General features: G+C 68.7%; 11 protein-coding genes and 1 pseudogene. 5 read left to right on the top strand and 7 right to left on the bottom strand.

The genetic code is table 11. From position 1 onward, the window contains the following. Window positions 1–21: 21 nt before the first annotated feature. Complete coding sequence (locus tag ACJX2R_RS20445; RefSeq protein WP_413101303.1) at window positions 22–237, bottom strand: hypothetical protein; 216 nt, start codon at window positions 235–237, stop codon at window positions 22–24. Then, complete coding sequence (locus ACJX2R_RS20440) at window positions 237–554, bottom strand: hypothetical protein (RefSeq protein ID WP_413101302.1); 318 nt, start codon at window positions 552–554, stop codon at window positions 237–239. Before ACJX2R_RS20440 ends, ACJX2R_RS20445 begins: the two co-directional genes overlap by 1 nt. Here ACJX2R_RS20440 and ACJX2R_RS20435 point away from each other — a divergent pair. The 3 genes and pseudogenes from ACJX2R_RS20435 to ACJX2R_RS20425 all read left to right on the top strand — a co-directional run. Then, window positions 544–1,053, top strand: a pseudogene (locus tag ACJX2R_RS20435) (DUF5753 domain-containing protein); the annotation flags it as partial. The gene ACJX2R_RS20440 and the pseudogene ACJX2R_RS20435 overlap by 11 nt on opposite strands. After that, complete coding sequence (locus ACJX2R_RS20430; protein WP_413101301.1) at window positions 1,050–1,259, top strand: DUF397 domain-containing protein; 210 nt, start codon at window positions 1,050–1,052, stop codon at window positions 1,257–1,259. The pseudogene ACJX2R_RS20435 and the gene ACJX2R_RS20430, both read left to right, overlap by 4 nt. 191 nt (window positions 1,260–1,450) lie before the next feature. Continuing rightward, on the top strand, window positions 1,451–4,069 hold the full coding sequence (locus ACJX2R_RS20425) for a tetratricopeptide repeat protein (protein ID WP_413101300.1): 2,619 nt from the start codon (window positions 1,451–1,453) through the stop codon (window positions 4,067–4,069). A 116-nt stretch (window positions 4,070–4,185) separates the two neighbouring features. Here ACJX2R_RS20425 and ACJX2R_RS20420 read toward each other — a convergent pair whose 3' ends face one another. From ACJX2R_RS20420 to ACJX2R_RS20410, 3 genes are read right to left on the bottom strand one after another with little or no spacing between them, the layout of a single operon-like run. Continuing rightward, a complete protein-coding gene (locus ACJX2R_RS20420; RefSeq protein WP_413101299.1) occupies window positions 4,186–5,124 on the bottom strand; it encodes an ACP S-malonyltransferase in 939 nt (312 codons plus the stop codon). Window positions 5,125–5,158: 34 nt separating this feature from the next. After that, window positions 5,159–6,694 carry an ABC transporter permease gene (locus ACJX2R_RS20415; RefSeq protein ID WP_413101298.1) on the bottom strand — a complete coding sequence of 512 codons (1,536 nt, stop codon included), beginning with the start codon at window positions 6,692–6,694 and terminating at the stop codon, window positions 5,159–5,161. Next, complete coding sequence (locus ACJX2R_RS20410) at window positions 6,691–7,722, bottom strand: ABC transporter ATP-binding protein (protein ID WP_262699919.1); 1,032 nt, start codon at window positions 7,720–7,722, stop codon at window positions 6,691–6,693. Before ACJX2R_RS20410 ends, ACJX2R_RS20415 begins: the two co-directional genes overlap by 4 nt. A 325-nt stretch (window positions 7,723–8,047) precedes the next feature. Here ACJX2R_RS20410 and ACJX2R_RS20405 point away from each other — a divergent pair, with 325 nt between their 5' ends. Next, on the top strand, window positions 8,048–8,704 hold the full coding sequence (locus ACJX2R_RS20405; RefSeq protein ID WP_413101297.1) for a thioesterase II family protein: 657 nt from the start codon (window positions 8,048–8,050) through the stop codon (window positions 8,702–8,704). A 56-nt stretch (window positions 8,705–8,760) separates the two neighbouring features. Beyond that, complete coding sequence (locus ACJX2R_RS20400) at window positions 8,761–10,170, top strand: class I adenylate-forming enzyme family protein (RefSeq protein ID WP_413101296.1); 1,410 nt, start codon at window positions 8,761–8,763, stop codon at window positions 10,168–10,170. Window positions 10,171–10,257: 87 nt separating this feature from the next. Here the strand turns inward: ACJX2R_RS20400 and ACJX2R_RS20395 are convergent, their stop codons facing one another. Together ACJX2R_RS20395 and ACJX2R_RS20390 are read right to left on the bottom strand one after the other, a co-directional pair. Further along, window positions 10,258–11,916, bottom strand: a complete 1,659-nt coding sequence (locus tag ACJX2R_RS20395) for a flavin monoamine oxidase family protein (RefSeq protein ID WP_413101295.1) — start codon at window positions 11,914–11,916, stop codon at window positions 10,258–10,260. A gap of 40 nt (window positions 11,917–11,956) precedes the next feature. After that, entirely contained in the window at window positions 11,957–14,767 is a 2,811-nt protein-coding gene (locus ACJX2R_RS20390) for an AAA family ATPase (RefSeq protein WP_413101294.1), read from the bottom strand. Between the last annotated feature and the right edge of the window lie 248 nt (window positions 14,768–15,015).

Below are 15,015 nucleotides of genomic sequence, written 5' to 3'. Positions count from 1 at the left end.
GCCAACAGGCCGTCGTCGTGTTCAGAGGAGCCTGAATCGGCCGGGGTTGTTGTGGTCGCGATGGCGGGGGCACTGGCACGGTGGCCACACCTGCCCCAACGAGTAGGTGTCGCTCTGCTTCCCGTCGAGGACGGTCACCATCGCGCGTCGGGTGGTGACGATCCCGTTGCGCGCCATGGTGTAGACGCGCATCGTCATCTTCGGCCGTTCGTTCCGGTCAGGGTGGCTGTCGGCCATCAGCGGCTCTCCTCTCCCGCTACGGGGGCGAGGAGTTGGAGCAGACTGCGCAGGCTCCGTTTCACCGCGCCGAGGTGGTAGGCCAGTTCTTCGGGCGTGGCATCGGCCAGGTCGAGGGTTTCGGCTCCCGTGAGGGTCTGTCCGGCGACGATCACCACGGCCTGCTCAAGGCCGTCGCGGGTGGGCTTTCCGGCCACGACGCACGCGGGGCACAGGCCCGAGCGTGGCTCGGTGGGGTTGTGAGGCCCGAAGTCGCCGGGGGTGGTGCACAGTGCGCACCCTTTCTGGCACGCCGTGGTCTTGCTGGTGGGCGTCATCCCCGGTCTGCTCCAGACACCGGAGTACGCGACGGTCCTGGCGGAGAGCGCCGTCAAGAGGGGAGCGATCACCGCCGAGCAGGCGCAGGAGCGGGTGGCGCTCGTCGCGGAGCGGCAAGCCACGCTCGTCCGGACATCCCCGCCGCATGTCTTCGTGGTGCTGGACGAAAGCTGCATCCGCCGCCCCATCGGCGAACCGGCCGTCATGGACGCCCAGTTGGCACGGCTGGCCGAGTTCGCCGAGCTGCCGAACACCGTGCTTCAGGTCGCCCCGTTCGACATGGGGACGCGCCGCCCGTTCGACCTGCCGCTCTACGTCCTGACGATGCCGGACCGTTCGCTCATGTCCTACGCGGAGTCCGCCCAGCGGGGCCACTTCGAACGGGACAGCAAGTTCGTCCTGCCCATACTGACGGCCTACCATCAGCTACAGGCCGAAGCGCCTTCTCAGGCTCAGTCTGTAGCCATGATCAGCCAGTTGCGGAAGGGCACCCCATGACGACCGAATCCCCGCGTTGGTTCAAGTCCTCGTACAGCAACAACGGCGGCGCCTGCATAGAGGTCGCCGCCAACCTCGTCGCCTCGCGCGGCGTGGTCCCCGTCCGTGACAGCAAGGACCCGCACGGCCCGGCGCTCACGTTCGAGCTGACCGCCTGGTCGTCGTTCCTCTCTGCCGTCAGGCGCGGGGAGTTCCCCACCACCTGACCCAGTCGGCAACCAGCCACCGAAGCGATCGGCCCCCGGACCGGGGGCCGTCGTCATGGTGTGCCCAGCTGGTCGACGCAGGCGTTACACGGTCTGTCAACCTGTTCCAACCCGGGTGCCGCTCCCCCTATTGTGTTTACCGTCGGTGAGCAACCGATGTGCCAACGGGGGTGCGAGATGGATCCGATGACGTGGACGGGGCTGAGCCCGTCGCCACAGGGCTGAGCGGCATGGCCGAGGCAAATGCCATCGGGCGGGACGGCGCGAGCGGGGCGGCGTCGAACACAATCAATGGTGGTGTGTTCTTCCACGCCGTGATCCAGGGGCGGGACATCACCGTACAGTTGCCGCCGCAGGTCACCCCGGCGCTGTCCGCACTCCCTCCAGCGTCCGGCACTTTCACCGGTCGTGAGGAGCAGGTGGAGCGGTTACTCGAGGGCCTCGCTCCAGGCAGGGGGCAGCGGAAAGCACCGCTGCTAGCGGCGGTGGCGGGGATGGCCGGAGTTGGCAAGACCGAACTGGTCGTACAGACAGCCACCCGGGCGTTGAAGGAGCCGGGCTGGTTTCCCGGCGGCGTGCTGTTCGTCGACATGTTCGGCTACGACAGGGAGCGCCGACTGCCTCCAGATCACGCCCTGGACGGTCTGTTACGGGCTCTGGGAATGCCCGGCGAACACATCCCCGACGGTCTACAGGACCGTACGCGGCTGTATCGCAGTGTGCTGGCCGCCTTCGCGGAACAGGGACGGCGGATACTGGTCGTCATCGACAACGCCTCCGACGAGGAGCAAGCTCGCCCTCTGCTGCCCACCGATGGCACCACCGCTGCTCTGCTCACCTCCCGTCACACTCTGGATGTCGACGCTCGACTGCACGACCTCGACGTCCTCGACGTGCGATCCTCCATCGAGTTGCTGAATCAAGCCCTGCACAATGCCCTTGGCCCTGGCGACACCCGTGTGCAGGACGAGCCAGAGCACGCGAAAGCCATCGCCCGGCTTTGTGCCGGCCTGCCGCTGGCCCTGCGTATCGCAGCCGCCCTACTGGCTGATGCTCCTAAGCGGCCGCTGGTCTCCCTGGCTCTGGCCCTTGAAGCAGAGCACCGCCGGCTGGACCGGCTCCGCCGCGAGGAGCGCGCGGTACGCGCTGCCTTCGATCTCTCCCACCAGCACCTCGGCCACCAACAGGCCCGCCTGTTCCGGTTGCTGTCGCTCAACCCTGGCGACGACCTTTCTACCGAGAGCGCTGCCAACCTTGCCGACGACGACCTGTACGAGGTGGAGGGACTCCTTCAAGACCTGGCCCGCGCCCACCTGCTCGAACCTGCCCACGTCTGGGGCCGCTGGCGGTTTCACGACCTTGTGCGCCTGTATGCCGACGAGAAGGGCCGCCTCCACGCCGACAGCGATGAACGTAACGTGGCCCGCTCCCGTCTCTTTGCCTACTACCAGACCACCGCGGAGGCCGCCAGCACCCATCTGGACACGAGACGCGGCACCCCCTCGGCCTGTTTTCCGGACCGCGATGGCGCGCTGGCCTGGCTGGATGCCGAACGCCCTAACCTCATTGCCACCGTCACTGCCGCTCCGCAATTCGGCCTCCAGAAAACCAGCTTCGACCTTGCGGATGCTCTTACCCGGTACCTTCACGACTGCTATGCCTTTGATGACTGGGTGACCGTCACGACGACGGCCCTGGCCATTTGTCGTGAGTTTGATGACCGCTGCGGTGAAGCAGTGGCGCTGAACCAGCTCGGTCTTGCCTTTGCCGGGCTGCGGCGGTTCGGCGAGGCCATCGACGCCCACGACAAGGCCGCAATCGTCTATCGCGGCCTGGGGGACCGCGACGGTGAAGCGGGGGCGCTGACGAATCTCGGCAGCGCGCTGACTGGGCTGCGGCGGTTCGACGATGCCATCACCGCGCATACCCAGGCGGTCACCATTTTCCGTGAAACCGGCGACGGCCAGAGGGAAGGGCATGCGCTCAGCAACCTCGGCATCACCCTAAATGAGCTGCGGCGGTTCGACGATGCTCTCATCGCCTACACCCAGGCGGCCGCCATTTTCAATAAGACTGGCAACCGCCAGGATGCTGCCCATGCGCTAAACAACGCTGGCGGCGTCTTGACCGAGCTGCGGCAGTTCGAAAGGGCCATTGAATACCATGCGGCGGCTGCCACCATCTTTCGCACCCACTGTGACCGCCACAGTGAAGCACTCGCGTTGAACAACCTTGGCCGTGCTCTGGTCGGGCTGCGGCAGTTCGACCAGGCCATCAATGCTCATGCCAAGGCCGCCGCGATCTACGGTGAGGTCGGCGATCGCCACCGTGAAGGCATTGCGCTGAACAACCATGGCCTGGCTCTGGTCGAGGTAGGACGGTTCGGCGAGGCCATCGATGCCTATACCCAGGCCGCCGCTATTTTCCGTGAGAGCAGTGACCGCCATGGTGAAAGCCAAGCGCTGAACAATCTCGGTCGGCCTCTGGGCGAGATGGGACGGTTGAGCGAGGCTGTCGACGCTCACACCCGGGCTGCGGCCATCTACCACGACCTCGGCGATCGCCACCGTGAAGGATTGGCATTGCACAACCTCGGCGCCACTTTGATGAAGGCGGAGCGATTCAAGGAAGCCATCGACGTCCAAACGAAGGCGCTCACCATCTTCCGGGAAACCGGCGACCGCCACCTTGAGGGCCTAGCCTTGCACAATCTCAGCAACGCTCTGTTGTCGACGGGGCAATTTAAGAAGGCGATCGACGCCCGGACGAAGGCGCTCACCATCTTCCGGGAAACCGGCAACCACCCCTGAGGTGCGGGGGCGAACGGCGCACCTCGGACATCCCCCTCGCGCCAACGCCCCGTCAACTCGGGGAAGACGGGGCGTTGAGCGGGGTATTACCCGCCGCGCTGCGTGTTACGCCGTTATCAGCGCTTACGAGGGGGCCGTGAGCGCTTGCCCGGGCCCACCGTCACCACCTCGAAGTTGGACTTGGTGCGGTCCAGCCGGTGGAAGAGGTTGTCCGGTCCGGTGATGAACATCTTCGACACCCCGGCGCCCTTCAGCGTGTCCACCACCTTCGGCCAGTGGATCGGCAGATCGAAGGTGTCCAGCAGCATCGTGCGCAGCCCGTCGGCCGTGGTCACGATGGTGCCGTCCTGGTCGGTGACCACGGGCAGCTTCGGGTCGAGGATGTCGTACTTGGGCAGGATCTCCTCGGCGGCCCGGCGCCGCAGCTCCGCGAACGCGGGCGCGTGCACCGCCGGGACCATGGTGTACATGGAGTAGCCGCCGGCCTGGCTGATCGCCTTCTTGAACCACTCCAGCTCGGTCTCGCGCAGCGACACCATGAAGAAGCCGTCGTCGAGATAGCCGGAGTAGTCGTACCACTCATCGCGCTCGCCGAGCTCGGTGAGGATCTCCGTCAGCTTCTCCCGCGGAGTGCGGACGAAGGTGTGGGTGACCGCGTCCTGGTACTCCTCGGCGAAGTACGCGTGCTCACAGCGGGCCAGCTCCGCGGTGAGCCGCACCACCTCGGGGAACGGCAGCGAACTGACGTAGGCGGCGGCCGCCTTCTGCCCGAAGCTGGGGCCCACGCACAGGTCGGGGGCCAGTCCGTGTTCCTGCTCCGCCCGGTCCGCCGAGGCCATCGAGTTCACCAGGAAGGCGATCTGGGTGGCCTCGGAGTAGTCGTCCTCGGAGTCGCGGAGCCGGTCGAAGACCGAGTAGCCCAGCGCCTCGTCGGCCTCGGCGAGCCGCTTCCGGGCGAACGGGTCGAGCGTGAGGAACCTGCCCACTTCGGAGAAGCCGGAGGGTCCCATGCCCGGGAAAACGATGGCTGTCTTCGTCTGCTCGGATGCCGTCATGGTGTGGTGCCTTACTCTCAAGTCCTGCCGTGGCTCAGTCCTGCGCCCGGCGGTTGAAGCCCCGGATGCCGATCATCCCGAAGACCAGGATGGCCGCCCCGATGGCGGAGAAGCAGATCCACAGCGGGATCGACTCCGGCGTCTTGGGCCCGGGGTCCAGCAGCAGTCCGCGCATCGCCTCGGTGACGTAGGTCAGCGGGTTGAAGGTGCACAGCACCTGGAACCAGCGGACGGTCTCCAGGCTCCGCCACGGGAACTGCGTGGCCCCGGTGAACATGATCGGGGTCAGCGTCATGGCGAAGACGATGGAGATATGACGCGCGGGCGCCAGGGTGCCCAAGGTGAGGCCGACGCAGCCGCCGACGAGTCCGCCGAGGCTGAGGATGCCCAGCGTCACCGGCATCTTGTCCAGCGGCCAGGAGACGTCGTCCAGCAGCGCAAGACCGATCGGGATCATGACCAGCGAGCCGATCAGACCGCGCATCGCGCCGAAGACCGCCTTCTCCACCGCCACCAGCGCGACCGGGATGGGCGCGAGCAATCGGTCCTCGATCTCCTTGGTCCAGGAGAAGTCGATGGCCAGTGGCAGCGCGGTGTTCTGTAGGGCGACCAGGAAGCTGTTGAGCGCCACCACACCGGGCAGCAGCACCTGCTGGAAGCCGGGCTGGGTGAAGCCGATCTCGCCGAGCACCTTGCCGAAGACGAACAGCATGAAGAACGGTTCCACGATGACCTGGCCCAGGAAGGGGCCCATCTCGCGGCCGGTGACGAAGATGTCGCGCCACAGGATGAAGAAGAACGTCCGCCACCGGTTGGCGCGGCGCCGGTGACGCCCGCCGCGGCGCTTGGAGTCGGGCAGGTCGAGCTCGAGTTCGGGCTCCGGTTCGGGCTCGGGCTCCACGAGCCCCGAACGGGCGTCCGCCGCCGCGATGATGGCGTTCAGCGCGGCCTTGGCGTCCTGTGCGGCCTGGGTCGCCGACGGGGCCGGTATCGGCTTGATGACCAGCGTCAGGGTGTCGCCGATGTCCCCGCCGCCGTGCGGGGCGCCCATGCCCCTGGCGTCGTGGTGCCGGTGCTCCTGCGGCCGGCTCTCGTGGTGCCGGGGGTCGTGCGGCCGGTTCTCGTGCTTGACCGGTGCGTGCGGGGCGTTCTGGGCGTGAGGGGCGTTCGACGCGTGCGGGGCGTTCGGGGCGTGTGGTGCGGCCCTCTGGACCTCGGCGCCCGGACGCGGGGCCTGGGCCTCGGGCCCGGGACGCGGGGCGGACGGCTTGGACCGTACGAGCACGGTCCGGGTGTCCTCGAAGCCGTCGTCCTCGGCGGACGACTTGGTGTCGGCGTTCCGCGGATCGGTGGGCCGGGTCCCGTCCGGCCCGGCGCCGGGGGTCCTGGGGTCGACGGGCCTGTGTGTCGCGGAGGACCGCTCACCGCCCCGGCCGCCGGAACCCTGGCCACCGGAACCCTGGCCGCCCTGGTGCGGGGGCGTCGCCGCGCCGCTCGCGGGCTGCTCCCCGGCGGCCTTGCCGCCGTGGGGTCCGTCGGCCGATGACGTGGGTCGTGAGGAGGAGCTCATCGCATCTCCTTCCCCGTCAGGTCGACAAAGACGTCTTCCAGGCTCGCCTTGCTCACATTCAGGTCCTTGATTTCGCACTCGGTGTCGGTCAGGGCCTTGATGACCGTGGGCAGAAGCACGGAGGACGGCGCGTTGCTGTAGACCTTCATCCGGAAGGTGCCGTCGTTGACGCCCGCGGCCCCGGCGCCCTGCATGAGGGCGGCCATGTCGTCGTCGGCCTGGAGCACCTCGACCCGCTCGGCGACCCCGAGGCCCTGCACCAGGTGGACCACGCCGTTCATCCCGCTGTGCGGCGGGCGCACCGTGACGGTCAGCGCGGTGTTGCTCATCCGGCTGGTCAGCGCCTCGGGGGTGTCCAGGGCGAGCAGCTTGCCGTGGTCGACGATGCCGATCCGGTCACAGAGCTTGGACGCTTCCTCCATGTCGTGGGTGGTGATCACCACCGTGACGCCACGGGTCTTGAGTTCGGCGACCCGGTCGCGCACGAAGATCTGGGACTGTGGGTCGAGGCCGGTGGCCGGCTCGTCCAGGAACAGCACCCGGGGGCGGTGCATCAGAGCTCGCGCGATCATCACGCGCTGTGCCTGACCGCCGGAGACCTGGTCCGCCCGGGCCTTGGCATGGTCGCCGAGGCCGACCCACTCCAGGCTCTCGTCCGCCAGGCGGTTGCGCTCCGAGCGCGAGAGACCGTGGTAGCCGGCGTGGAAGGTCAGGTTCTGACGGATCGTCAGTGACCGGTCCAGGTTGTTGCGCTGCGGCACGATGGCGAAGGACTGCCGGGCCACCGCCGGCCTGCGTACCACGTCGACGCCCTGTACGAAGGCACGTCCGCCGCTGGGCGCGACACGGGTGGTCAGGATGCCGATGGTGGTGGTCTTACCCGCTCCGTTGGGCCCGAGGAAGCCGAAGACCTCACCGTGCCTGACGGTGAAGCTGAGATTGTCGACAGCCGGAACGGGCCGGCCGGGGTACTTCTTGACCAAGCCGTCGACAACGACGGCGAAATCAATAGGACGTGTTGTGTTCATCGCTGTCGTCGCACCGATTTAATTGGCTTGAGGAGACCATTACTTTGCACATGTTTAACACGACAGCTTGACTCCTGGCCCCTAACTGCCCCCAGATTAGGGGGTAGTGGCACCGGTGAGGGGGCCTTAGGGGGCGCCCGCCTGTGTCCCGCGCCACGTCGGGACGGGCGCGGTACCCGCATATAGCGCGTACCTCGAATAGCGGTTACTAGGGGTTGTGGCCCCGGAGAAGGGCTCATAGCCTCACGGAGTCAGCATCTCGGACGAGCGTGGTCGACGCGCCCCACCGTGCACTCGTGCCCGGCCCCTCAGTGCAATCGCGGGGATGTACTCCTTGAGCCAGATCAAGCCCGATGATGTGGGCCTTATTCGGATATTGCAAACGGAAACTCCGAGCAGTTTCCGGCTGATCTGTTTCCCGGAATCCGCCCACTCCACCGCGTACTACCTCTCACTGTCCGAGCTTCTGCTGCCCACGGTGGAGGTGTTGGCGATCCAGTACCCGCTGTATACCGGGCTCGAGGACGATGAGCGGCTGACCGACTCCGCCGGCCTCGCGGACCGGATTTTCGGTGCGCTGGGGGAGTGGATGGACCGCCCGCTGGCCTTCTTCGGCCACCGGGCCGGCGCCGATCTCGCCTACCGCGTCGCCGAGCGCGTGGAACGGGAGACCGGGACGCCGCTGCTGACCCTGTTCGTCTCCGGCCGGACCGCGCACTGGGGCATGACCCTGGGGCCCCCGGCGCTCGGCTGCCGGATCGTCGCCCTCGCCGGTGAGGGCGACCCCAAGACCCCGCTGCGCGGCGTACGGGCCTGGCGGCGGCGGACGAGCGGACGATTCGACCTCGAGGTGTTTCCCGGTTCCCGCTACTACCTCGACTCGAGCCGGAGAGAGGTCGTCAACCTGGTGCACGACCAGCTGCTCTCCCAAGACCCCGTCGACGCCGAGTGGGAAGCCGGCGCCGAAGACCAGGGAGCCTAGGGGGACCCGCCCAGGGCTGCCCGTACTCCTGAGCGAAAAGGAAAAGAGTACGTTCGATGACCGCGAAGATCTACGCGCTCGACTCGGTGCAGACCCTGGCCGACTTCGAGCTGGACGCGCTGCGCGTCGCCGATGTGATCCGCGAGCACGGGGTGACCCACGGCGACCGCGTCATCTTCAAGGCGGGCAACTCCGCCGCCTACGTGAGCGTGCTGTTCGCGCTCATGCACGTGGGAGCCTCCATCGTCCTGATCGACCAGCAGGAGCACCCGGACGAGACCCGGCGGATAGCGGAGCGCACCGGCGCCGCGATCGCCTTCGTGGACGACGACGCCCCGATCCACGACGACATCCGTACGGTGAACCTCTACGAGCTGATCGCCCCGGCCGCCGGGCGCCCCCTCACCGCCCGGGAGCTGTCCTTCGACGCCTGGGCCGACCGGCGCGACGGCCTGATCATGTGGACCTCCGGCTCCACCGGCGAGCCCAAGGGCGCCGTCAAGTCCGGCGCCAAGTTCCTCACCAACCTGGAGCGCAACGCCGCCCAGGTCGGGCACCGGCCGGACGACGTACTGCTGCCGCTGCTGCCCTTCGCCCACCAGTACGGGCTGTCCATGGTGCTCATCGCCTGGCTCACCCGCTGCTCGCTGGTCATCGCCCCGTACAAGCGCCTGGACCGGGCCGTCCAGATGGCCGGACGGACCGGCGCCACGGTGATCGACGCCACCCCGTCCAGCTACCGCACCATGCTCAACCTGGTCGGCCGGAAGCCGTCGCTGCGGGCCCAGTTGGAGGGCGTCCGGATGTTCTGCTCGGGCGCCGCACCGCTGGACGGCGCGCTCTCCGAGCGCTACGTGGCCGAATTCGGGCTGCCGCTGCTGGACAGCTACGGCAGCACCGAGCTCGGCAACATCGCCTTCGCCACCCTGGAGAACCCGGTCTCCTGCGGCCGGGCCATGGACGGCATCAAGCTGCGCGTCATCGACGAGGACGGCCACCCGGCCGCCCCCGGTGAGGCCGGCGAGATCGAGGTCGACACCCCGGACGCGCTCGAGGGCCACCTCGCGGCGGACGGCACCATCGACGCCGTGCCCACCGGCTGGCAGTCCACCGGCGACCTCGGCTATCTCGACGAGCAGGACAACCTCTTCGTCCTGGGGCGGAAGTTCGCGGTGCACCGCTCCGGCTACACGCTCTACCCCGAGCTGATCGAGCGGAAGGCGGCCCTCGCCGAGATCTCCACCCGGATCGTGCCGCTCCCCGACGAGCGCCGCGCCGGTGATGAGCAGCTGGTCTTCTTCGTGGAGGACGAGGAACTGCGGGACGCCAAGCACTGGCGGGAGCGGCTGTGCCAGGTGCTCCCGGTCTACGAACAGCCCAACCGGGTCGAGGTGCTGGAGAACTTCCCGCTCAACCGGAACGGCAAGCCGGACAAGCGCCGCCTCGAACAGCTGGCCCGGGGCTGAGACATGACGGGGGGAGCCGACGGCGCGCGACGGCTCCCCCTGTGAGCCCTGTGTAACCTGTGCGCCCTGTGTGTGACGCCGTGGCCGTCAGTCGTACGGAAGCTCCAGCGGCGCGAAGGTGTCGAAGAGATCGCCGGGGCCGGGGTTGTCCGGATGGGTGGTGCCGCCGAGGTGGCGGAGCACGCCCCACACCGCGTTCAGCGCCGTGGTCACCGCTCCCTCGGCGAAACCGGCCGTCCAGGAGACGTCGTCCCCGCACAGGAAGAAGCCCTGCCTCGCCGGATCCGTCCCGTCCTGCATGAACTGGGTGAACAGCCGTCGCTGATAGCGGTAGTGGCCGGGCAGATTGTTCTTGAACGCCCCCATGAAGCGGGGCTCGGTCTCCCAGGTGACGGTCAGCGGCCCCGCGATGATGTGCGACCGGATGTCCACGTCCGGATAGATCGCGGCCAGCTTGGTCAGCAGCGTCTCCAGCCGCTCCTCGGCGGAGAGCGTGGCGACCTTCAGCGAGTCGTCGTTCCAGGTGTACGACAGGCACATCACACCGGGCCGGTCGGGCCCGTCGTCGAACAGATAGACCCCGCGCGGCATCCGGTCGGTGAGCGTCATGCTCATCGCGTCCTGGCCGGTGGCCGGGTCGGTGTCCCGCCAGAACGGCCGGTCGACCAGGACGAAAAGCTTGGACGCGCCCATGTAGTGGGTGCGCTCCACGGCCGTCCACTGCGGAGTGGACAGCAGCGTCGGATCGCAGTCGACCCGGTTCAGCAGCGTCCACACATGCGGGCTGAAGACCACCGCGGGGAACTCTCGCTCCTCTCCGCTCTCGTCCGTCACCCGGATGCCGTCGGCGGTCCGCCGCAGCCGGGTGACCGCGGGCCGGGGCCGGCCGCCGTGCAGCGAGGCCAGCGAGGTGCCCCGCGGCCAGTGCCGAAGCGTCTCGGGCCGGTGCTCCCACAGCCCGTTCGGCACCTGGGAGGAGCCGCCGACTATGCCCACCTGGTTGTCGTCGGCCTCGGTGACCACGACACGCAGGATCTCCAGCACCGAGTTGGGGAAGTCGGTGTCCCAGCCGCCGGTGCCGAAGCCCACCTGGCCGAAGATCTCCCGGTGGCGGAACGACTGGAAGGTGGAGGAGGTGGCGAGGAAGCCGTAGAAGGACTGGTCGTCGAACTCCTTGACCAGCGAGTTCCATACGGTCTTCAGCGTGCCGACGTCCCGCCGCTGGATGGCGTCCCGCAGCGTGGCCAGGTCGGCGCGCTCCTGGAGCGCCTTGTCCCAGGCGGCGGCGACCTCCTGGTAGACCTCCGGGAGCTCGTCCGCGGTGCGCGCCCGGTCCTGACCGCCGTTCAGGTCGATCAGCGTGCTCGCGGTGGCCGGTGCCAAAGGATTAGGGAAAGGACGAGTGGACAGGCCCAGCAGATCGATGTAATGGAACAGCGACCGGGCGGCGACGGGAAAGCGCATGGCGCCCATCTCCGCCTTGTATTCCGGATTACCGGGGAAGGGCGTGGAGCGCATCCGGCCGCCCAGTTGCTCCGCTTCATAAAGAACTGGGGAAAGTCCTAGTCGTAGAAGCTCATAGGCCGCGGTCAGCCCGGACATCCCGCCGCCGATGACGGCGACTTCGGTTCCGTGCATCGCGGCAGGCAGGACGCCCAAACCCGCTGGATGGGACAGCCATCTGTCGTAGGAAAAGGGGAAATCCGGCACGAGCATCGTCGTGGCGGACGCGGTGGCGCACGTCATGGCATCAACCTCGTTGTAGCCGAGTGGCTTCGCGGGGAGATCAGGCGGTATAAGCGACATCGAAATCCAGGCTCGCGGGCAGTTCTCGGCGCTGGCTGATGTTGATCTTCCGGTAGACACGGGTCAGGTGTTGTTCCACCGTGGAGATCGTGATGAAAAGCTTAGCGGCGATCTCGCGGTTGGTGTAGCCGGAAGCTGCTAGTGCTGCCACTCGACTTTCTGCATCGGAGAGTTCGGAAAAGGCGGCAGTATCCTCTCCGGTACGGGCCGCCTCCGACAGGGCCGAACGGGCCGGAGTGCGCTGCAATGAGCGGGACAGCTCGTCGGCACCGCAGCTGTCCGCGAGCCGCAGCGCCCGACGGGTCATCAGCCGGCTGGTGTCCAGATCGCCGAGCTGTTTGTGCGCCTCCGCCAGGTCCGCCAGTGCCCGCGCCATCTCGTACCAGCCGCCGCTCGCCTGGAGCACCCCCACCGCCTGCTGGAGCAGGGCGATGCGCTCTTGTCGCGGCCGGGTGGCGGCCAGCACCCGCAATGCCGCGCCCCGGGTGCGCGAGGAAGACTCCCCGGCCAGCTCCAGCTGCTCCTCCGCCAGCCGCGCCGCCCGCTCCTGGCCGCCCAGCGTCAGCCAGGTCTCGGCGGCGCCGAGCCGCCAGGTCAGGGTGGCGGGGGAGTCAAGGCCCCAGTCGGCCATCTTCTCGCCGCAGGCGCGGAAGTCGGTGAGGGCGGCGTGCTGGCGGCCGGTGGCCAGCTGGTGCCTGGCCCGTGCGTAGAGGTAGTGCAGTCCGAAGCGGTTGCGGTACATCTCGTCCGGCACCGGGCGGGCGAGCAGTTCGGCCGCCGCGTCATGGTTGCCCATCGCGGTGTGGGCGTTGATCAGCATCCCCAGCGGCATGCCGACGGTGACGCCCCAGCCGCGCGCCGGAAGCTCCTCCAGCGCCCGCTCGGCGTACCGGACCGTGTCCCGCAGCCGTCCCACGCGCAGCGCGATCTGGGCCCGCAGCACGCAGAAGTAGGCCAGCAGCGCCTTGGCGCCGCGCTCGGAGGTCTCCTCGATCAGCCGGTCGCACCAGGTGGTGGCGGTGGCGTGGCGGTCGGCGTACACCAGCGTCTGGAGCGCGGCGTGCACCGTCAGCATGGTCCGGTCCGAGAGCCGTACGGTCTCCAGCACCCGCTCCGCGGCCCGTACGGCGCGCTCGTCGACCCCGCGGCTCAGTACGGTCCGCAGCGCGCGGAACGCGGTCAGATGGGGCGACTCCGGGGTCTGGTCCGGCGCCAGCGGGGCGTCCCACGGGGCGTCGTCGGCCTCCCCCTGGTCCAGGAAGGGCCACAGTTCGGGGTGGTCCGGGTAGGTGGAGGACAGGGCGAGCCGGATGGCGCGAAGACCGGTGTCCAGCTCGGTGCCCGGGTGCTCGGCGGCGGCCCGGCTGAGCTGCTCCAGCGCGGCGGCCGCCTCGTCCATCCGGCCAAGACCCAGCAGCCCGATGACGACCGGGATGGTCTCGGGGGCGGGCAGCAGCCCGCTGCCCGCCGGACCGGCCAGCGACTGGAGCCGCCGCATCTGGGACAGCGGGTTGAACGGCCACATGGCCTGCACCATCGTGGCCTGGAGCTGAAGCGCCTCGCGCTCGTCGGTGGTGTAACGGTCGGCCATCTGGAGGCAGTTCATGGCCAGTTCCCTGTGGTCCGCGGCGATGGCGTGCACGGCCGCGTCGCACAGCGCCTGCGTGATCCACTCCTCGACCGGCTCGGGCGACTCGTGGCTGAGCAGATGGCGGGCCACGTCGATGGGGTCGGCGCCCTCCTCGTACAGCAGCCGGGCGGCCCGGTGGTGCAGCGGGCCGAGCTCGTGCAGCTCCAGGTCGTCCAGGAGCACGGTGCGCACCGCGTCGCTGCGGAACCGTCCGCCGTGCAGGAGCCCGACCTCGGTGAGCAGCGCGACGGACTGCCGGACCAGCCGCTCCTCGACCTCGATCAGCCTGCTCAGCAGGGGAACGGACGTGGCGTCACCCAGCAGCGCGATCCCATGGGCCACCCGGCGGTGGGCCGGGCCGCCGCGGTAGACGCAGGACAGCGCCGCCTGCCGGAACAGCTCCCCGGCCACCGGGGCGTCCGTACCGGGCGCGGGGTCGAGCGGGCCGCGGGTGAGGCGGGAGAACCGGTCGTCCAGCAGACCGCGCAGCAGCAGCAGATTGCCGCCGGTCATCTCGTGGTACGCGGCGGCGTGCCGCCCGGCCTCCTCGGTGCCCAACTCCCCGGTCAGCAGGGCGGAGACGCCCGCGACGGTGAGCGGGGCGAGCCGGACGTGGCACACCTTCGGCTCGTGCAGCAGCTCGTCCAGGGCGGTGGCGGCGGGGCCGGTCAGCGACCCGCGGCTGACCACGACGGACAGCGCCCCCGAGCGGCAGCGCCGGATGCCGTACGCCAGGCAGCGCAGCGAGGGCAGGTCGGCGAACTGGACATCGTCGATGGCGATCAACAGGGGGGTGTCGCCGGTCAGTTCGTCGAGGGTGCGGTGGAAGTCCTGGAGCAGCGGGAGCTCGGCCTGGTCCGGGCCGTTCGGGTCGCGCGGCGCATCCAGGCCGGGGCGCGGCCGGGAACGCTGAAGATGGGTCGGCATGCCCTGGTAGAGCTGCTCGAGCACGGCGTAGGGGAACTTCTGCTCCGAGGCGGATGCGACCGCGGGCAGTACCCGGACGCCGCGTCCGCCCGCCGTATCCGTCACGGTGTGCAGAAGTGCGGTCTTTCCTGATGTCACGGCGCCGCTGATAACGGCGAGCCGGCTTCCCTCGCGGGCGCCCTCGAAGAGGAGCCGATTGAGCCGGGCTATCTCCTGATCGCGCTCCACCAACACGTACGAAACACCTTCCCCGATTTTCCGTGTGCGCAGGGGTCTTGAAAGCGAATCACCGTGCATGGCGCACCTGGTAATGCATCGTCCCCCGAGATTTGAAATACCGTGCCGCTGTTCGGGTCCCCTGTCCCTTCCGTTACTGCACCCTGTGCGGCGGCATCGCTGCTCTGCGTCATGTCGCGTTGTTCCCCGCCCCACCCGGCCTGGTTGGGCATGCCAACCCGGGGTCACGGGTATGGGGTGGATGC

Origin of the sequence: Streptomyces sp. Inha503, from assembly GCF_047215865.1 — a bacterium.
Classification (GTDB): Bacteria; Actinomycetota; Actinomycetes; order Streptomycetales; family Streptomycetaceae; genus Streptomyces; species Streptomyces lycopersici.
The sequence above is the reverse complement of the archived record's forward strand: the minus strand, read 5'-3'. Positions and strand labels throughout refer to the sequence as shown.